Genomic DNA, 19998 nt, shown 5'->3' on the forward strand with positions numbered 1-19998 from the left:
TACACAAGCGAAGTCCACCTCCTTTGGAAAACACGGAAAATGACTCATTGACGTTGAGGCTCAAGGATTAAATCGACAGCGAAGCTCAAATCTTTGACAACCAGGTCGGGGTGGTAAAGTTCTAGTTGGGTGCGATCGCGGATACCGCATTCTACAGCCATGACTTTAATATCGTGTTTTTTGGCGGCGGCAATGTCAGCTTCTGTATCCCCTACCATCCATGTATCAGCGGCAAGTGGCAGTTCTTCTATGGCTCGTGCCATTAATAAGGGCTTGTCTTCGATGTCACGGGTTTTTATATAATCGTCACTCAAGCAATAACAACGATTTTTTGGAAAAAATCTCTCTAAGTCATATTTTTTAAAAGCATAATCTAGTTCCCAAACTCGGCGCATGGTCATGACTACCAAATCAATCCCAGCTTGTTGAACCTTCAATAGTGCATCGACAGCACCAGGCGCAAGCCTATCATACTCAAAGTAAGGTTCTGTGTGTACTACTTGCTTACGCAACTGAGAAAATTCTTGTGCTTGCGCTTCATTCAAACCAGAATTCAAAGCAATTTGTTTTTCGGGAATGCGCGATCGCTTCATCTGCCAAAATTCTGCTTTGGAGAGCTGTTTGATTGGCTGATCTGAGTATCGAGTGTTCTCTAGACAAAATTGATAAACACGGTAGTAGCGATCGCAAACATCAATAATTGGGCCGTCGAAGTCAGTAATCAGTCTTAGCATCGGCGGAGGTTATTAATTTTTATTAAATTATCTCACCTTTTTTGCCATTGGTCTAAGCTCTTTGGGCAGGGGGCCGGGTTTATCAACCTGCCCCTACTAAGCTAAAAAACATCTAAATTACATAATCAAATTAAATAAAACTCTTGTGGGGTGGGCATCTTGCCCGCCCTAATTATGCAAGTTATATGTGGAACAGCTTAGACCCGCTGAAGCTGCGGAGTTGCGCTTGAGTATGCCATCTTCCATGTGGACGATGCGATCAGCAACGTCTAGAATCCGATTGTCGTGCGTCACCAATAAAATTGTGCAACCTTGCTCTTTTGCCAGATTTTGCATCAAATTGACCACATCTCGACCTGATTTACTATCCAAAGCCGCTGTGGGTTCGTCAGCAAGGACTAGTTTGGGATGGCTGACGAGCGCACGCGCGATCGCTACCCGCTGTTTCTGTCCACCCGATAAATCATCGGGGTAATAATTGATGCGCTCACCTAATCCAACGTGTTCTAACATCGCCTTTGATCGCGCTTTCATTTCTGACAGAGATAGTTCTTGATGTAGCTCTAAGCCCATTTTTACGTTTTGTAATGCGGTTAAACTGCCGTGCAAGTTGTGTGCTTGAAAAATATACCCATGCTGTTTTCTCGCTCGCGTTAGCTGTTGAGCGCTGGCCCCGCACAGTTCTTGTCCTAAAACTTGCAAGCTGCCAGACTGGGCAGAACGTAACCCACCAACTAATGTCAGCAATGTCGTTTTTCCAGACCCCGAAGGCCCCGTCATAATCACAATCTCACCTGCATTAATTTCGAGATTGACATCGAACAATACTTGTTTGCGAAGCTGACCTTGACCAAAATAATGATCGAGATTTTGTACAGAAATAGCGATCGCCATCATCATACATTCCTAAAACATATCTGCTGGATCGGCGGACTGGAGTTTGCGAGTGGCGATCGCACCCGAAAGCGCACACATCACAATCGTCAGCATTAAAACCATAATTGCTCTGGAAACTGTCATGTAAATGGGGAGAGCAGTGGCTTTCGCAGCTAGGGCATAAAGTCCCAATGGTAAAATCGTACCTGGGATAAATCCGAAAAATGCGAGGATGATTGCTTCTTCAAACACAACGCCCAATAAGTAGGAATTACCGTAACCCATTGCTTTGAAGGTGGCGTACTCCTTGAGGTGCGTGTTCACGTCAGTCGATAGCACTTGATACACAATCACAACGCCAACCACAAACGCCATTGCAGTTCCTAGCCCAAATACAAATCCAATCGGGCTGGCAGTTTTCCAATAGTTTTCCTCGAATTGCACATACTGCTGAGCAGTCAGTACACGTACATCTTCGGGTAAATGAGATTCTAAAGCAGCAGCAACTTGCTGGGGATCATAACCCGGTTTCACCTGAATCAGCCCCAGACTAACGCTAGCAGCCTCTCGTCGCGGAAACAAGCGCAGAAAGGTTTGATCGCTCACCATCAAGTTAGCATCTGCACCAAAGGAAGCCCCCAAGCTAAATAGTCCGGCAATCGTTAAGGTGCGGCGCTCGACTTCCGTCGTTACTATTTTTCCTTGATTCACTTGAGCTACTGCCTCTGCATACTTACCTCTGGCACCGCGATCAAATAAAACCGTATCCGGCAACTTGAGTTTACTGAGTTGTTGATTGACTTCTGGTAAGTTAAAAGCTGGCTCATCAGGCGCAAATCCTAGTACCTGTACGGTGGCGTTGAGGCGAGTTTGGGGATTTTTCCAGGTGATGTTGTTGATGTAAAGTGCAGTTGCTGTTTGCACCCCTGGAACGTCTCTAGATTGCAGCAGTCGCCGCCGGGAAAAGGTAGACAGATTTTGCAGATTGAGGGCTTTGGGGCTGAGCAACACAATGTCAGCTAACATGGCCCGATTGGCACGGGTATTACTGTCATATAGCGCATTCTGAAAGCCCAACTGCATAAACATCAACACATCTGCAAAGGCAATGCCTGCCAAGGCAACCAGCAAGCGACCTTTCTCATGACTCAGTTGCAGCCATCCCAAGGAAGTACGCCGTTGTAGCTGTTGGATGAATCCAATCATTGTTCGATCACCACCTGAACTTGTAGATTTGTGAATTTGGCAGCTTTTTGACTAGAGGCATCATCTAAGTTGATATGCACCTCAATGACTCTGGCATCGATATTCTCGCTGGGATCAGTGTTGACAACCTCTTGTCGGCGCACTTGAGAATCTACTCGCTCAACTTTTCCTGTTAATTCACCCGGAATTGAGGTACTAGTTACCCGAACTCGTTGCCCAAGCTGAACTTTACTAATATCGCTTTGATAGACTTCGGCGATCGCTTGCATCTGCCGCGTTTGCCCAATCTCTGCAATACCATCCGTCGCCACAACTTCCCCCGCTCGTGTATGAATATCTAGCACTTCACCATTGATTGGAGAACGCACTAGCGATTGATTGAAACTGGCCTTTGCTTGATTGTAGGCTGCGATCGCTCGGTTGACTTCTGCTTGTGCCGAACGCACATCCACAGGACGGACTTCGGAAATTTTATCTAGTGTTGCTTTGGCGCTGTTCAATTCTGGCGGCGTGGCCGAACGCAGGCGCTCAAGATTGACTTGCGCTTCTTGGACAGACTTTTGTGCCTTGTCTAAGGCTAAGCGTTTGCTGTCACGTTCAGACGCGGAAATTGCGCCTTCTTGATACAGCAATTGATAACGATTGAACTCGGCTTGGGCATTTTGTAATTCTGATTGCAGTCGAGCGACGGTTGCGGCTTGCGCTGCAATATTACCCTGACGTTCGGCAATTAATCGCTCAATTTCTGCTTTTTGGGCATTGATTTCGCCTTTTTTCGCGCCCGCTTGAATCACCTCTAGTTGGGTACGTGCCACTTTTACTTGTTCTTCTGCTTCTTCTTGAGCAGCTTGGCGTTGATCATGGGAGTCCAAAATGGCAATGACTTGACCAACTTTGACGCGATCGCCCTCTTGCACCAGCAATCGATCAACTCGATTTCCTTGACTGGAAGTAGGAGCCGAGAGCTTAATCACTTCGCCTCGGGGCTCCAATCGTCCGAGCGCCGTCACCGTCTGAATCACAGGGGTTGTCACAGGTGCAGCAACCTCCCGCTTCACTGATGACATTCGCATCCATCCATATGTCATAGCGCCACTGACGCCCAACAGTATAATTCCAGCAATCACAACTCCTCGCTGGGATATTGCCTTGATGAATTGATTCCGGCTCTGAATCTGACCCTGCATAAGTAATTGACTCCTTTGCTGAAAGCCGACTATACTAAACCGACTAGTGTAGCTATTACTAAACTAGTCGGTTTAGTTTATAATGTCAAGTAAGCCAATGCGCTGACATATTGCACTATTTGTGGCAAAAACACTCATTAAATACAAATGACAACCACCAGTGAATGTGCAAATTAAATGCACGACAGCTTAAGATTGATTCAGCCTTAAGGATGACCCGGCATGAGACAGGCAAAACCTGAACGCGCAGATAGACAGCTTTCTCTAGAGAAAACCGAAGCCATTTTAGAAGGCGGAATGCAAGAGTTTTTGACCCACGGCTATGCGGCAACCAGTATGGATCGGGTGGCGATCGCTGCAAAAGTTTCCAAAGCCACGGTGTATAGCCACTTTCAAGACAAAGAAAGCTTATTCATTGCCCTGATTCGGCGTCTTGTTGAGCAAAAATTTCAATCTATTTTTGGTGCAGCGGATGATCAGATTTTGCAAACCGCACCCCAAATCGTTCTGAGAAATTTTGCCAACCGAGCCTTAGATATGGGGATAAATGAGTCGCAGTTTCTCAATTTTATGCGGCTGATTCTGGGTGAGTCGGGGCGATTTCCCCAGTTGGCTCGCGCCTTTGTTAGCAATATCGAGCAGAATGCATTTAGAAGGCTTTGCTACTATTTCACAAATTGTCCGCAGCTCAAATTATCTGACGCGGAAGCGACAGCACGAATTTTTGTGGGTGCTATTGTGCATTTCATGATTGTGCAGGAAATGTTGCATGGCAAGGATATTATGCCGATGGAACGCGATCGCCTGATTGATGGCTTGATTGAGTTGATTGTAAAAGAGCGATCTTAACCTCCAAACTTAGACATAGCAACGAATAAAACGCTTATTTCTGTTGCTGTCTACTTCATAAACCACTTTAAATATCATAAGGGGGAATACTAGGCTACACAAGCATCAAGTATTTACATACTCGTTCAATATATGCTATATTGATAAATCGTGTGGTTAAGGACGTATAGCTCAGTTGGTTAGAGCGCTACGTTGACATCGTAGAGGTCACTGGTTCGAATCCAGTTACGTCCATTATTTTTGTACAGTGACTAATTATTTGTCGTCGGTGACAGATTAATGTCGTCAAGTAATCGGCCATAACTCCAGTGATGCACGTTAATGCGGTACTGTTTGACATATTTTTGCTGGGCTTCTAGATAACCAGGGCATTTTTGCTCAGATCTAGCTTGAATTTCACTTTGGACAATTTTTCGCATATCTCCCAGCTTGGGCAAGACTATACTGCCAGCTCTGTGGGTTTGAGCGATCGCATTCACGAAATCTTACACCAAAACCTCAAACGCTTTAGCGAGTAATATCAAGATACCAAACATCCTCAGCGTTGTTCTTCTTTAAGATCGCATCTTCCTGTTACCTAAAATTCTCACGAGGACGGAAACTGGCTCCGCTAAATCCTTAATCGCCGAAATCACAAAATCAATAAATGCGTGGGCGTAGCCAGCACTTCTCTACGAGACGCTGCGCGAACGAGTAAGCTTCAGTGACCACCGCAGGCATCGCCAAAATATCATTTGCGAATGCTTTGTTACAGTTGCGATTTTTAATTGCAATAGCTATACCTAAAATGTAATTTGCTACATTAATAATGTATCGCCTTGCATTCACAATGTATTGCCTTGCATTGATAATGTATTGCCTGACATTCACAATGTATCGCCTTGCATTGATAATGTATCGCCTTACATTAATGATGTATTGCCTTGCAGAAAAATAATATCAAGTAAGGATGGGAGTCGGAAATTTCTTGTAGTGTTCGCGCAGCGTCTCGCAGAGAGGACTTTAGTCCTATTAAAGTGTCTTTTGGCTACGTTAAGATCAGGGCTTTAGCCCTGACTACAAACTTTTAAGTTACAGATGGCGTTAATTACGTGTATTTTCTCAAGCGATTTTAAGTTTAAATTGACACGCTAGATATATAGTCCACTACGGATATATTAACAGCCATGCAAAACACAAACCGCCGTCTCACGCCTCCTACCATTGATCAAGATATTAATTCATTCCACGGTTTGCAAACCATCACTGATTATCAAACCAGCCGAGATGATGCTTCCACGAGCAAATTAGACCAATCTTATCAAGCAATGTTAAATGCTCAAAAAGCCGAAGTTGAGAAACTAACTTTATACCGTGCTGCGTCTGATGCGGCGCGATTAGCAGAGTGGGAATTTCACAATGCGGTGTTAGCGATGAAAGAAGTTGTACGAGGACAGTATGGCTCAGATAGCAATCAAGCTCAAGCTGTAGGATTGAAGAAAAAATCAGAGCGTAAGCGTCCTAGTCGCAAAAAGTTAGTTGAGGCGATGAGTTAAGTAACTATAGGACTAATATTTGATTTTTGAAATACACGTAGGATGCGTTAGCGACAGCGTAACGCATCTACCACAAAGCTTGCGGTGCGTTACGGCTTACGCCTAACACACCCTACTGGCTTATGATTTTGATTGTATGGTAAAAGATAGGCGATGCTTGGGGCAGGATGTGCCTACACACTATTTTGTAGGAGTATGTTTGCGGTGAGTCAGGCGATTACCTACGGTACACTGTGTGAACGCATTAAGTCTTATGCAACAAAGAAACATCTTTCAACAACTTTGGAAGATAAGAAACAAATTTTCTCTTGCTCTTTCTTTCTTGTGCTTTTAAATCTTGATAAATTGCTTGTAAGTCATGATTAAATTGATTTGAATGGGCTTGTCTAGCTTGATGAATTTCTTTGATAATTGGATCTTCCCACATAACTTTTACCTTTCTATCAGTTCTTCAGGGGTACAAATTATTACTGGTTCATAGCCTTTTCTAATAATTCTATTGTTTCTAAGATTTTTAGTCTTTGTTCAGAGGTAATAGAATCTCCAGCACTGGCTTCTTGAATAACTAGCTGTGAAGCCACTAAAATAAATTTATCTCGATAATTTTGCCACCATTCTTGGGTAATTTGTTGATGCCCTGCAATCACAATATCTCGGCTAGGACGAGAAGTTAGATAACTTATTACTGAAGTTTCTACATAGACTTTTTCTTTCATGAGATTTTTGCATCGTCACAAACGCATCACCTGTGATGAAATTCTAGACTTTTCTGGAATTGAGGGCGTTGGCGTTGAATTATTCTCTTGATTATGTTGCGTCTCACGCCTTTACCCATGAACGAACAGCGTCAGCAAGCTTACCTCAACCTTATTCAATATCTGTTGAGTTGTCGTAGTGACGGTGAAATCCAAGAGATTTTGGCAGCAAATCAAAATTTAGTGGATGCTGGCTTGGTACAAAAGATGCTGGAAGTGTCAAGTAATCTGCTGGCACAGAGAAAATTAGACCAAGCTAATCGTTTGATGAATATAGCAGGACAGAAGCTTGGGGTTTATAGTTACTTATCATTGACTACCACAGAACAAGAATACTTAGATTTATTAAAGCAAGTGCTGAAGGCAACAGCAGATAGTGAAGGTGATGCCCAGGTAGTTTATCCTTTACTGGTAAGGAATAAAAATAAACTCAATGAAGTATTACGAGAAATCTTGTACCGTTGGGGTACAAAAACACTAATAGAAACGGAAGGAGAGATAGCAGAATTGCTGGCAAAGGTTATTTTCCTTTTTTGCAATCTAATAAAGGATTTCTCCTTGGGTGACAAAGCCAGCAATATGGAAATTGCGATCACTGGTTATAAAGTTGTACTAAATGTCTACACTCGTGACGCTTTTTCCTATCAATGGGCAGCAGTTCATAGTAATCTTGCTGTAGCTTACCTTTACAGAATCAGGGGAGAACGGGCTGAGAATCTAGAACTAGCGATTGCTTTTTGCCAAGAAGCTCTGAAAGTTTATACTTTAGACGCTTTTCCCGATAAATGGGCAAGGACGCAAAATAACCTTGGAAATGCTTACCTTTACAGAATCAGAGGAGAACGGGCTGAGAATTTAGAAAAAGCGATCGCATCCTATACTGCTGCTCTTGAGGTTACAACCCGTAATGCTTTTCCCGTTGATTGGGCAATGACGCAAACTAATTTGGGGGGAGCTTACATTGAGAGAATCAGAGGAGAACGGGCTGAGAATTTAGAACAGGCAATTGCTTGTTTCCAAGAAGCTCTGAAAGTTTATACTTTAGACGCTTTTCCCGATAAATGGGCAGCAGTTCATACTAATATTGCTTTAGCTTACCTTTACAGAATCAGGGGAGAACGGGCTGAGAATCTAGAATTAGCAATTACTTGTTGCCGAGAGGTTCTCAAAGTTTATACTTTAGACGCTTTCCCTTATGAATGGGCAGCAGTTCATACTAATATTGCCTTACCTTATCTTTACAGAATTAGAGGGGAGCGGGCTGAAAATTTAGAACAGGTAATTGCTTATTGCCAAGAAGCTCTGAAAGTTTATACTTTAGACGCTTTTCCTTATGAATGGGCAAGGACGCAAAACAACCTTGGAAATGCTTACCTTTACAGAATCAGGGGAGAACGGGCTGATAATTTAGAACTAGCGATTGCTTGTTGCCGAGAGGTACTCAAAGTTTATACTTTAGACGCTTTTCCTTATGAATGGGCAAGGGCGCAATATAATCTTGGACATGCTTACCTTTACAGAATCAGAGGGAAGCGGGTTGATAATTTAGAACAGGCAATTGCTTGTTGCCAAGAAGCTCTGAAAGTTTATACTTTAGACGCTTTTCCTTATGAGTGGGCAAGGACACAAAATAGTTTGGCTAGTGTTTATAGTTTTAGGATCAAAGCGGAGCGAGTTAGTAATCTAGAGCAGGCAATTGCTTTTTACCAAGAAGCTTTGAAAGTTTATACTTTAGACGCTTTTCCTGATGAATGGGCAACGACACAAAATAATCTTGGTCTTGTTTTTCTTTCTAGAATCAAAGGGGAGCGGGTTAGTAATTTAGAGCAGGCAATTGCTTGCTGCCAAGAAGCTTTGAAAGTTTATACTATTGAGGGTTTTCCTCAAAAATATGCAGAATCTCTAACGTTACTAGGAATTGCTTACCAAAAAATAAATCAGTTTACCTTAGCTTACAATACCTTTGAATTAGCTATTACTACAGTAGAATCTTTGCGGGAAGAAATAGTATCTGGTGAAGAAAGCAAACGCAAGCAAGCGGAACAATTTAACGAAGTTTATAGCCGCATGGTAGAAGTTTGCTTAGAATTAAATCAGATTACCGAAGCAATTGAATATGCTGAACATAGTAAAACTCGCAATTTAGTTGAGCAAATCCTCGAACGTGACTCTAAAACTATCTTCCCTCTAGATGATATAACTCAACTAGAAACCTACAGAGATAAAATAGCCGCAGGACAATATCAAATCCAAAATGGTAAAGTGAAAAATCCCCAAGACTTAGCAAAACGTCTCCAAGAATTGCGACAGCAACGCAACAACTTACAAGATAAATATTTGCCTGTTGGTTCTGGCTTTAAGTTTGATAAATTCCCAGAAACTTTAGATGCAAATACAGCAGTTATAGAATGGTATATTGCCACAGATACAATTCTCACATTTATTATCCAATCTCACGGACAACAATTAACCTCTTGGCAATCACCACCAGAAGAGAGAGCAGCCCTAATAGATTGGACTATTGAATATTTAAATGATTACGACAATCCAGAAGACGAAGATAAAATACAATGGCAGAATCAACTAGAAACACGCCTGAACAAGTTAGCAGAAATTCTGCACATTGAAGAAATATTAGCCCACATCCCCGAACAATGCCAAAGATTAATCCTCATTCCTCATCGCTTCTTACACCTATTCCCTCTCCATGCTTTACCCGTCAAATCATCATACTTAATTGACTTATTCCCCAAGGGCGTAAGCTATGCACCTAGTTGTCAAATCTTACAACAAGTGCAACTGCGTCAACATCCTGAATCTCAATCATTATTAAAATCCTTATTTGCTGTACAGAACCCCACAACAGATTTATATCAAGATCAAGGCTACGAAAAAGACTTAGGTGCAGTCGCCGCTATTAAAAAGAAATTTACTCAAGCTCATATTATCAAACAAGCCAACGCCAACAAATCAGCAATTCTCCATGTTGATGAAAATCATCACACCACCCTCAACCAAGAATTAAGCCAAGCGAACAACATCTTTTTCTTTTGTCACGGCTACTTCAACTCTGACTCTCCCCTAGATTCCGGCTTAAAATTAGCCGACGCAAACCTAACTTTAACAGAGATCATCGCTCACTTCAAATTAGCTAACTGTCACCTAGTCACCCTTTCAGCTTGCGAAACTGGGATGATAGATTCCAGCAACACCAGTGACGAATACATAGGTTTACCCAGTGGCTTTTTGTTAGCTGGTAGCACCAATGTAGTCAGCAGCCTTTGGACTGTCAGTACTACAGCTACAGCCTTATTCATGATTAAATTTTACGAAGAACTCCAGCAGCAAACTAATATTGTATTAGCTTTAAATGCAGCACAACACTGGTTAAGAAATACAACAACTAAAGGCTTTCAAGATTGGCTACCTAAATCATCATTACTTATATCTTGGCAGAAAGTAATAGATAAACACTTTACTGAAATTGCCAAAGACAAAGGAGAATCTACACAACCCTTTGAGTCACCTTTTTATTGGGCTGCTTTTTATCACACAGGTAAAGGAGTTTAACAAATGTCATCTCAAAATAGCATCCAAGCCTTTATTCAAATACTTAATTCACAATCACAGTTAATTTCTCTAGCAGACTGGGAAGAATTACAGCAAATACGTAGCAATTTCCCAGAAGATGACGATGAAGAAATTGCCGAAATATTAGAAGAGTGGTTACAAACAGCATCTCGCAGTCAACTGTTAACAGCTTACGAACAAAACCTCGAAATAATCACTGCTGAATCTTCTATTGATGTAGGTAAAAACTTAGGGATAGCTAAGAGTACATCACAGACACCACCAGATAAACCCAGCCCATCATCAAAAGAATTGTTAGACAATGCTATTAAAATCAACGCGCCTTTATCAGATAAGCAAAAATCTCAACCAACACAGTGAAGAATTTTAGCCTCAGCCTCTACGCTTTTCATCTCCGCCACACCCTCACCCATCTTCCTGATGAAGTTGTGGCAGATGCTCATTTATTATGGGACAATTTGGTGAAACTGGGAGAGAATAACCTTACCTTTCCTGGCTTAAAAGATTTGCGCTCAAAACTAGTTTCTTATCATCATGGTGTATACACACCCCAGCAAGAAATAGCCATCAAAACTGAATGGTTAAGCATTTCCGGAAAAGATTTAGACTTAGGTAGTCTCCCCACCCCAGCCGGATTTAACATTAACGCTAATCTTCAGCCATTCTTACTTAACGACACCTACGCCGTTGATTTAACCTTATCTCCCGAATTACCAAACACCGAAATAGACATCCCCCAACTGCAACATTTTCAACCCCAATCTTTATTACCCGCTAATATTCAAGCATCATTAGGACAAACATTATCGGTTTATGGAGAAGTAGAACCCAGTGAAGATTGTGACACTTTAGCACAAAAAATTGCCATAGCCTTAGTATCAGGAACTAACTTAAATTCTCCCACATTAATACACAAGGGAGAATTGTTTGAGAGTTTATTATTTGAATACCAAGCACTTGACACCAATGCACCAAATAACCCTGCTAAACAGTGTCAAATTTTAATAGTCATTAATAATAGTCAAGCAACAACAGGAACGCTTGCAGAATCAGCTTATAACTGGTTGCGAGATTTATTTTGGAGCTATCATAAAATCCTTTATATTTATCAACTAGCGCGTCAACGCTATGGAGAAGGGAGAAAAATTTACAGCGATTTAGAAAATAAAATCCAAATATTTAACAATCTAATAACTGCAAATCAACCAAAATTATCTGCATTAAAAAGCTTAATATCCCAAGTTCCGCAAACAAACTTAGACTACACTAGATGCTGTCAAGATTTAGAAACCCACTACACAGCAATTACTACTAATATTACTAATTACAAAACCTGCTTAGATAATATTAAAGCCATTAATAACGGCAATATTCCCCAATTCTGGGAATATTTTTTCAACAAAGAATGTCAAAAATGGCAAGAACAAATTCAAACAGATATTAACTATCTTGCTCCAGGTAAAGAAATATTTGGACAATTAGTTGATACTATTCGGGGTATAGTAGAAACAGAACAAGCAGAGCGCGATCGCTCTTTAGAAAACACCATTCAAGTATTAGGTATAGCCTTTGGTGGCGGTGCAATAGTTTCTGGTGTTGTCACCCAACACATAGATAAACCCTTCGCACCAGGGATCATAAATTTCAAGTACCCAGTTCATCCCCTAGTATCATCCTTGCTGTGGAGTTTTCTAGCTACCGCCTTTTTTTGGTGGGTTGCCAAACGTAAGTGGCGTTAGGACGAGTTATACTAACCTATGTGATATCAACAGTAGCAACAATCTTGCTTATGATCGCACAAATTTTTTGGGCAACCAGAAAAATTTACCTGGAGACTTGGTTAATTTCAAACTTTTTCTGGTGAGTCTACTAACCCTTCTGATGCTTTGCCAAAGGCTTTCCCCTGGATAGGGTTCTATAATAAAAAGGCCATCTTGCTCCCACTTTTTAACCAGTCGCTGCACAGTTCGCACTGATACACATGACAATAATTTGTCACGACGACAGATAATTAGTCACTGTACATTATTTTTCGTCGGTGACAGAATGAACTACCAGCCCTTACTTCGCCCGTGGGCTGGTTTCTACATCCAGCCCTGTAAAGTAAATTTCTGACGCTTCATTGCCCCTAGTTGCTTCATATAATCAATTCCCAATAATTCAATTTCCCGACATCCTGCTGTGCATAATCAATTACCCACAAGTACCAGTTTCCTTTTGTTGATTGTGATAATAACTGCTTAAGGGGTGGGTGCGATCGCAATGCGTAAGTTGTTTGTAAGTTGGTGCGGCGTCCCAAGGTGCGGCTTTGTAACAAAACTGTTTGATTATTGGGGGCAATTAGGTATACTTCTAAATCGCCTAGAAAATCATGGGTGATGCTGACTATTACCTGAATGTCCTTGATTGTACTAGCCTCGGCGATCGCGATCGCACTTTTTACCCCTTGTCTATCATGATCGGGAATCGCTACTGAGTTTTTATTCGCTCCCTGGACTTGTTTACTAGTAACTGCTGCTGGCGTCAATGTTTGCTGTGCTGCTTGTACTGCCCTAGCTGCGTTCACTTTGCCATAGCCAAACCACTGACTATGACCACTAGCATTGTAAGTACCTTCTCGTAAACCTAGCTGCGGATCGGGGTCAGAGTCAACAATCTTATCAGCAGTTTCTTGTAAAATTCGTTTGACTTGTTGGGCACTTAAGTCAGGGTTTGCTGACAATATTAGGGCTGCTACACCCGCGACTACGGGAGTGGCACTAGAAGTACCGCCGAAGTTGTTGGTGAAGTTGCCAGGATCGTAGCCAGCGGCCCCTACTTGGTCGGTGGTCAACATTCCCAATCCTACAAGAGAGGTGGCGATCGCAGGTTGTGTATTTACAAAACCCGTTTCCTCAAACCACATTCCCGGTGGAGCATTGTTACTAGGGGCACATACGGAAATATTAGTCCCCCAATTACTGTAAGCAGCCTTCTTATTTAAGCTAGTGGCAGCAGCGACAGCAATTACATCTGGATGTAAGGAAAAACCACTCAACCATTCCGTATTTCCTTGTAAAATATTTTTTGGCCAGTTTTTCTCATTCACCTTACCGTTAATGGGACGGTTGGCATTTCCCGCAGCAAACACAATTACACAACCTTTGCCATTACGCCCTTTGGTGGCAGCGCGAGTGATGGCAGCCTTTTGACGTAAAGACAAGGGGAAATACACAGCCGAAGCTCCCCAACTGCAAGAAATCACACTAGCGCCCTTTTCAATAGTCCAGTTGAAAATATCTTCAATCGATTCGTCATCTAAAAACCCCGTAGTGCGAATGGGCATCAAAGCACAACCGGGGGCCACTCCTACAATTCCCGCACCATTTTCTTCAGCCAGCGCTATCCCCGCACAAGCTGTACCGTGGCTGGGTTCCTTTTCGGCAGACAAAGGTAAAAAGTCATTCTCCTTCAAATCTCTAGGGGCGACAATTTTGCCGTTACCTTGAAAATCTGGATGGTTCAAATCAAAAGAATCATCTACCACAGCCACAATTACAGAACGCTTACCGCGAGTGATATCCCAAGCTTTTTCTACAGAAATATGGGAACCCACTGCCAACTGATTACCACCGTTGTGATTGAGATACCATTGCTGGGAATAAAGAGGATCGCGGGGTTTGTAATGTGGTTCGCTTTGCACTAGGATGTTAGGCTCAGCGGCTAAAACCTCAGATAGTCCTTGCAAATGGTTAGTGATTTTGATGGGATTTTCTGTTGCTTGTTTGCTGACTAAAAATACAAAAGTATTGGGAATACCCAAGACTGGTTTGTCTTGAATTAGGTTAAACGTGGTGGCGATGGCAGTAATTTTAGCAGCATCTACCCCAGAGGCAAACTGAATCGTAATTTGGTCATTTAAATAAACGAAAGTCCCTGGATTATCTTTAATTTTGTAAACATGGCTGGCAAAAAGGACATTTTGGTCAGCCCGTGCTTGGGACATCGCCGTTTCTAGTTGGTTGGGTGCAACCTTGAACAGTTCCAACCTGGCTTTGGGAATACTGCATTGCCAAATACCCCAGCTAAGCTGAGATAATTGTTGAGGAGGAAAATCGGGGATCACACGGGCGGTGAAGCCGTCTAAAACCTTGTCTAGAATTAACTCTTCACCACCACGTTGTAGAATTACTCCCAAACTGCTTGCTGGTACACCTGTGGTTGGAGAATCAGAGAAATTGATGCGATCGCTCATAAAGACGATTTTAGTTAATACAGGGGCAAAGGGAACTCAATTCAACCGATTTTCAGTCTAAATCAAAGAAACTCAGAATGTAACTTTGCTTTATATAAGGCAAAAACAGAGTTAAGATACCCGAAGTTTCTCTTCCGTTTTTGTACTGTTCTCGTACTAATTCATCCCATGAAAATTGCTGCCGCTGTTACCTTGATGCGCTTCACTTCCTTATCAGTCATAGCAGCCCTTAGTCTGCTATTACCTGTTAATGCTCAGGTATCACAGCTACCAGGCACTACCAGCCAACAAAAACCTATTGATCCCAATAGTCCTAACAATCTCCGCCCTGTAACTCAAAATAACAGCCTTTTGAGCATTGAAGGTGGCGATCGACTCATGAAAGAAGCAGAACAAGCTGTTTCTTCTCAAAACTATGCTGTAGCTGCTAAGAAATTGCAAGAAGCGCGTCAAGTTTATAATCAATTGTCTAATTTTTATCAAGAATTAAACTCTAGTTTTTCAGGAATTGACGTTAGAGTGTCAGATTCCCAACGTCAAAAAGCCTTATTAACTGCTCAAAAACGAGATGAGGCCACCTATCAATTAGCATTAGTACATCGGAAACAAAATCAACCAGAATTAGCCGTACCCTTGTTAATTCAAATTATTAAAAGTCAAAACCCCACACGCGATTTAGGCAAAAAAGCTTATCAACAATTATTCGAGTTAGGTTTTGTAGATTCCCCCTATCCTAGACAAGGCGGTAGCTCATCTTCCTCAAATCCAAAATAGGGTAGAGTCAAGGGTCATTATTTATTTGCTCCCTCATCTCCCTCATCTCCCTCATCTCCCCCACAGCCTTGCCAAAATCAAAAATTGGCAGAGGCAACTACTGCATATCTATATCTGTTAATAATATAAAAGTAAGTTTTTCAGGAATTGCGATGATTAGTCCGCAGCAGGTTGAGGTAATGATCAAAGCAGAACTGCCAGACGCTCAGGTTCAGGTGCAAGACTTGACAGGTGGCGGTGACCATTATCAGGTGACAGTAGTTTCATCGCGCTTTGCAGGTAAGGGACTGGTGCAACAGCATCAGTTAGTTTATGGTGCGTTGCAGCAAGCTATGTCAACAGAAGCGATTCATGCCCTAGCATTAAAAACATATACCCCCGAAGCGTGGCAAGCAACAGCCGCTTCATCAAGTTGATAGTGTCTAGTTAAGTAGGTGGACACAATTATTTATAAAACGCCTGCGCGACTTCTTTTATCAGAGACGCTACGCGTAGCTAGCTTTCCGTTCGCGTTAGCGTCTCCAAAGGAGAAGGGTACGCTCAATGCTCTTCTTTTTGAGAAGACGAGGGTTGAGCGGAGTCGAAACCCGACAATCGAAGTGAGGTTTAATTTAGTCCTTCTACTTATTTGCTATCGACCATTGACTCTTGACTATTAGCAACATAGGAAAAAAATACCATGACACCAGAACTCAAAGAAAAAATTGACAACTTGGTACAACAGAACAAAATTTTGGTTTTCATGAAGGGAAACAAATTGATGCCCCAATGTGGTTTTTCTAACAACGTTGTGCAGATTCTTAATACATTGGGAGTTCCTTTTGAAACTGTTGATGTTCTTTCAGACCATGACATCCGTCAAGGAATCAAAGAATATTCCAACTGGCCGACAATTCCCCAAGTTTATATTGATGGTCAATTCATTGGCGGCTCAGACATCTTAATTGAACTGTACCAAAAAGGTGAATTACAACAATTAGTAGAAGTAGCATTAGCTTCGTAATTTCTTCTTGGGAGTGAACTACCGACTTGAGTGATTAGCGGTAGTCAAATCCCCGACTTTTACCCTGTGGGAAGCCACCCTCTGGGTGTCTACAAAAAGTCGGGGATTTAGCAACCTCTCAGAATTAATGAGACACATCATAACAAGGGTGCGTTACGTCGGCGCGATAACAAATGACACTCTTATTAAGCTGTTCCACATATAACTTGCATAATTAGGGCGGGCAAGATGCCCACCCCACAAGAGTTTTATTTAATTTGATTATGTAATTTAGATGTTTTTTAGCTTAATTACGAATTACGAATTACGAATTATTTAAACGTCCCCTTCCATTCCCCATTATCAACCCAAAGCACTTTCCAAATCAGCTTGCAAATCTCTGAAATGCTCAATACCCACCGAAAGCCTCACTAAGTTATCTTGAATACCGCGCTTGAGTCTTTCAGCTTCTGGTAGAGAACCGTGAGTCATTTTTGCTGGATAGCAAAGTAGCGACTCTACCCCTCCTAAACTTTCTGCTAATAAAAACAACTTCAGTCGAGAAACGAATCTTTCTACTTCTGCAAAACCACCTTTTAATTCCAAACTAATCATCCCGCCAAAACCAGACATTTGCTCTTTTGCTAGTTGATGCTGTTCGTAACTAGGCAAACCTGGATAATAAATTCGCTCAACTTTGGGATGTTTTTCTAAAAATTTCGCTAACAATAAAGCATTTTTTTCATGTTCGCGCATTCTCACAGCTAATGTTTTAATACCTCGCAGCACTAACCAACTATCAAAAGGACTTGGAACCGCACCGATGGCATTTTGATAAAACTTCAGTTGGTTGTATATTTCTTCATCAGAAGTAATCACTGCCCCGCCAATTACATCACTATGTCCACCTAAATATTTAGTGGTACTGTGAACTACAATATCAGCGCCTAATTCTAATGGTCTTTGGAAATAAGGACTGGCAAAGGTATTATCAACTACTAGCAGAAGATTGTTTTTCCGGGCAAGATTTGCTAAGGCTGCAATATCAACTATTTTCAACAATGGATTGGTAGGTGTTTCAATCCAAATTAGCTTGGTATTGGGTTGAATAGCAGTTTCAAAATCAGCAATATTATCAATATGTACATAGGTAGTCGTTACACCCCAATTTTTCACTACCTTTTCTAGTAAACGATATGTACCGCCATACAAATCATCGCCAGCAACAATGTGATCGTTAGTTTTTAGCAAACTTAAAACAGTAGTAGTAGCTGCTAAGCCAGAGGCAAATGCTAAACCAAATTTTCCATTTTCAAGAGAAGCTAAAGCTGATTCTAAAGCTGTGCGAGTGGGGTTTCCAGTCCGAGAATACTCATAACCTTTATGCTGGCCTATCGCCGCTTGCTCATAGGTTGAAGTTAAATAAATCGGCACAATCACAGCCCCAGTTTGCGGTTCTGGTTGCTGGCCTTCATGAATTGCTCTAGTTTCAAATTCCATTGTTTTCCCTTGATTCTTCCTGGGTTTGACTAATCCAATATCTAATTAAATCGGCTCTGGTAATTAATCCAATGGGAATATCGTGTCGTTTAATAATAATACCTGTTGTTCCTGATAAAAGGACTCGATAGGCTTCGGAAATATCAACTTCTTCATCAAGAATTGGCAACGGTTTACCCATAACTGCTGAAACTTCTTGCTTAGAAAAATTAATGCCATCGTGAAGGAATTTCATTAAAGATGCTTCGTTGATGCTGCCGACAACTTGGTTATGATCAATTACAGGTAATTGTGAAATATTCAATTTTTGCAATAATATTGTTGCTTGGCTTAAGGTATCACGAGGGCTAACAGATACAAGAGAAGGAAAATCAATTTTTTGAGCTAAAATTTCACTTACTTTTGTCGATTTGACTGTTTTACCTTCCCAAAAGCCATTTTCTTGCATCCAAACATCGGAGTAAATTTTATTAATGTAGTTTCTTCCTGTGTCGGGTAATAGCACTACAATATTTTTGGGTTGTGATAGTCTAGCTGCATATTTCAAGGCTGCGGCTACGGCTGTGCCACAAGAACCTCCTACTAATAAACCTTCTTCTCGTGCGAGACGACGAGCCATGTTAAAAGATTCTTTATCACTTACCCGAACCATTTCATCTACTAATTGGCGATTAAATGTTTTAGGAATAAAGTCTTCACCAATTCCCTCTACTTTATAAGACTTGGGTGCGTCTCCTGAAAGAATAGAACCTTCGGGATCTGCGCCGACAATTGTGATATTGGGATTTTGTTCTTTAAGATATTTGGCAACTCCCGAGATGGTTCCACCTGTGCCCATTCCAGCAACAAAAACATCAACTTTCCCATCACTATCAGCCCAAATTTCTGGCCCGGTTGTTAAGTAATGGGCTAAAGGATTATTGGGATTTTCAAATTGATTTGGTCTGTAAGCACCTGGTATTTCTTTGGCTAGTCTTTCTGCTACACCGTTATAACTTTCTGGTGAGTCAGGCGCTACTGATGTGGGAGTAACTACTACTTCTGCACCATATGCTTTGAGCAGGTTGATTTTATCCTGGCTCATTTTGTCGGGCATGACGAAGATGCAGCGATATTTTTTCACTGCGGCAATTAGTGCTAGTCCTACACCTGTATTACCTGCGGTGGCTTCAATAATTGTGCCTCCTGGTTGCAGTTGACCGGCTTTTTCTGCTGCTTCAATCATGGTGAGGGCAATTCTATCTTTGGTACTGCCGCCAGGATTTAGATATTCTACTTTGGCATAAATGGTGGAGTGGATATCTTCTGTAACTTTGGTGAGTCTGACTAATGGAGTTTTACCAATTGCTTGCAAAATGTTGTCGTAGGTGGTCATATTTACTCCTTGCCAGTGATGGTAAATAGGGTTTTATGGATATTTCATGTTGGACAATTTGGGATGTTGAAATTAACCACATTAGACGCAAAGCGGCTTCCCGCTTTCTTAGGCGCAAAGAGCGTCAACAGAAGAGACGGAGTTAAAATAGAGTTTGTGGAGATGGTAGCAGTTTGAGGAGGCGATCGCCAGCTGCTTGCAATTACACCAAGATTTTTGATTAGATAGTTGATAAATTTAATATCTGCAAAGACGTAATAGACTCTTTGAGAAGGAAATAGGGAATTTCTACCTGATTGAGAATACTTAAAATAGTATCTCGTTTTTGGTGGTAGAGTTTGGCTAGTTCTTTATGCTGAATCATTGATATCGAATTATTAAACTGAAGATTAAATTAAGT

Annotated in this window: 19 protein-coding genes and 1 tRNA gene; 9 read left to right on the forward strand and 11 right to left on the reverse strand. The window is 41.6% G+C overall.

Annotated features, from left to right (window positions below; all coding sequences use genetic code 11):
- Nucleotides 1-44: 44 nt before the first annotated feature.
- The 4 genes from AC5JMF_RS00455 to AC5JMF_RS00470 form a co-directional block, all read right to left on the reverse strand.
- On the reverse strand, nt 45-734 hold the full coding sequence (locus AC5JMF_RS00455) for an HAD family hydrolase (protein ID WP_495793750.1): 690 nt from the start codon (nt 732-734) through the stop codon (nt 45-47).
- Nucleotides 735-902: 168 nt separating this feature from the next.
- Nucleotides 903-1628, reverse strand: coding sequence for a DevA family ABC transporter ATP-binding protein (locus AC5JMF_RS00460; protein ID WP_495793801.1), 726 nt, complete (start codon nt 1626-1628; stop codon nt 903-905).
- Between the two features lie 12 nt (nt 1629-1640).
- Nucleotides 1641-2816, reverse strand: a complete 1176-nt coding sequence (gene devC, locus AC5JMF_RS00465; RefSeq protein ID WP_495793751.1) for an ABC transporter permease DevC — start codon at nt 2814-2816, stop codon at nt 1641-1643.
- A complete protein-coding gene (locus AC5JMF_RS00470) occupies nt 2813-4003 on the reverse strand; it encodes an ABC exporter membrane fusion protein (RefSeq protein ID WP_495793752.1) in 1191 nt (396 codons plus the stop codon). The genes devC and AC5JMF_RS00470 overlap by 4 nt, the downstream gene beginning before the upstream one ends.
- 222 nt (nt 4004-4225) lie before the next feature.
- On the opposite strand from AC5JMF_RS00470, the gene AC5JMF_RS00475 reads away from it, so the two are divergent.
- Complete coding sequence (locus AC5JMF_RS00475) at nt 4226-4852, forward strand: TetR/AcrR family transcriptional regulator (protein WP_495793753.1); 627 nt, start codon at nt 4226-4228, stop codon at nt 4850-4852.
- Between the two features lie 160 nt (nt 4853-5012).
- Nucleotides 5013-5086 (forward strand) — tRNA-Val (locus tag AC5JMF_RS00480).
- Nucleotides 5087-5103: 17 nt separating this feature from the next.
- On the opposite strand, the gene AC5JMF_RS00485 is transcribed toward AC5JMF_RS00480, so the two are convergent.
- On the reverse strand, nt 5104-5331 hold the full coding sequence (locus AC5JMF_RS00485) for a hypothetical protein (protein ID WP_495793754.1): 228 nt from the start codon (nt 5329-5331) through the stop codon (nt 5104-5106).
- 687 nt (nt 5332-6018) lie between these two features.
- Here AC5JMF_RS00485 and AC5JMF_RS00490 point away from each other — a divergent pair.
- A complete protein-coding gene (locus AC5JMF_RS00490) occupies nt 6019-6387 on the forward strand; it encodes a hypothetical protein (RefSeq protein ID WP_495793755.1) in 369 nt (122 codons plus the stop codon).
- Nucleotides 6388-6631: 244 nt separating this feature from the next.
- On the opposite strand, the gene AC5JMF_RS00495 is transcribed toward AC5JMF_RS00490, so the two are convergent.
- Both AC5JMF_RS00495 and AC5JMF_RS00500 read right to left on the reverse strand, forming a co-directional pair.
- Nucleotides 6632-6814 carry a hypothetical protein gene (locus AC5JMF_RS00495; RefSeq protein ID WP_495793756.1) on the reverse strand — a complete coding sequence of 61 codons (183 nt, stop codon included), beginning with the start codon at nt 6812-6814 and terminating at the stop codon, nt 6632-6634.
- A 40-nt stretch (nt 6815-6854) separates the two neighbouring features.
- On the reverse strand, nt 6855-7103 hold the full coding sequence (locus tag AC5JMF_RS00500) for a PIN domain-containing protein (protein WP_495793757.1): 249 nt from the start codon (nt 7101-7103) through the stop codon (nt 6855-6857).
- A 93-nt stretch (nt 7104-7196) separates the two neighbouring features.
- Here AC5JMF_RS00500 and AC5JMF_RS00505 point away from each other — a divergent pair, with 93 nt between their 5' ends.
- The 3 genes from AC5JMF_RS00505 to AC5JMF_RS00515 are packed head-to-tail and all read left to right on the forward strand — an operon-like array spanning nt 7197 to nt 12472.
- The gene (locus tag AC5JMF_RS00505) at nt 7197-10712 is read left to right on the forward strand and encodes a CHAT domain-containing tetratricopeptide repeat protein (protein ID WP_495793758.1); all 3516 of its coding nucleotides are present in this window, start codon (nt 7197-7199) and stop codon (nt 10710-10712) included.
- A 3-nt stretch (nt 10713-10715) separates the two neighbouring features.
- Nucleotides 10716-11093 (forward strand): hypothetical protein, encoded by a 378-nt coding sequence (locus AC5JMF_RS00510; protein ID WP_495793759.1) that lies wholly within the window; start codon nt 10716-10718, stop codon nt 11091-11093.
- Nucleotides 11090-12472 (forward strand): hypothetical protein, encoded by a 1383-nt coding sequence (locus tag AC5JMF_RS00515; protein WP_495793760.1) that lies wholly within the window; start codon nt 11090-11092, stop codon nt 12470-12472. Before AC5JMF_RS00510 ends, AC5JMF_RS00515 begins: the two co-directional genes overlap by 4 nt.
- A 398-nt stretch (nt 12473-12870) precedes the next feature.
- Here the strand turns inward: AC5JMF_RS00515 and AC5JMF_RS00520 are convergent, their stop codons facing one another.
- Nucleotides 12871-14967, reverse strand: coding sequence for a S8 family serine peptidase (locus AC5JMF_RS00520; RefSeq protein WP_495793761.1), 2097 nt, complete (start codon nt 14965-14967; stop codon nt 12871-12873).
- 168 nt (nt 14968-15135) lie between these two features.
- Between AC5JMF_RS00520 and AC5JMF_RS00525 the strand changes: the two genes are divergently transcribed.
- The 3 genes from AC5JMF_RS00525 (at nt 15136) to grxD (ending at nt 16744) form a co-directional block, all read left to right on the forward strand.
- Nucleotides 15136-15741 (forward strand): hypothetical protein, encoded by a 606-nt coding sequence (locus AC5JMF_RS00525; RefSeq protein ID WP_495793762.1) that lies wholly within the window; start codon nt 15136-15138, stop codon nt 15739-15741.
- Between the two features lie 152 nt (nt 15742-15893).
- Nucleotides 15894-16157 carry a BolA family protein gene (locus AC5JMF_RS00530; protein ID WP_495793802.1) on the forward strand — a complete coding sequence of 88 codons (264 nt, stop codon included), beginning with the start codon at nt 15894-15896 and terminating at the stop codon, nt 16155-16157.
- A 263-nt stretch (nt 16158-16420) separates the two neighbouring features.
- Nucleotides 16421-16744 (forward strand): Grx4 family monothiol glutaredoxin, encoded by a 324-nt coding sequence (grxD, locus tag AC5JMF_RS00535; RefSeq protein WP_495793763.1) that lies wholly within the window; start codon nt 16421-16423, stop codon nt 16742-16744.
- A 342-nt stretch (nt 16745-17086) separates the two neighbouring features.
- Here grxD and AC5JMF_RS00540 read toward each other — a convergent pair whose 3' ends face one another.
- From AC5JMF_RS00540 to AC5JMF_RS00550, 3 genes are all read right to left on the reverse strand, one after another.
- Nucleotides 17087-18223 (reverse strand): cystathionine gamma-synthase, encoded by a 1137-nt coding sequence (locus AC5JMF_RS00540; protein WP_495793764.1) that lies wholly within the window; start codon nt 18221-18223, stop codon nt 17087-17089.
- Nucleotides 18213-19598 (reverse strand): cystathionine beta-synthase, encoded by a 1386-nt coding sequence (locus tag AC5JMF_RS00545; RefSeq protein WP_495793765.1) that lies wholly within the window; start codon nt 19596-19598, stop codon nt 18213-18215. The genes AC5JMF_RS00540 and AC5JMF_RS00545 overlap by 11 nt, the downstream gene beginning before the upstream one ends.
- 220 nt (nt 19599-19818) lie before the next feature.
- Nucleotides 19819-19962, reverse strand: coding sequence for a hypothetical protein (locus AC5JMF_RS00550; RefSeq protein WP_495793766.1), 144 nt, complete (start codon nt 19960-19962; stop codon nt 19819-19821).
- Nucleotides 19963-19998: the final 36 nt, after the last annotated feature.

The organism is Desmonostoc vinosum (assembly GCF_059505385.1).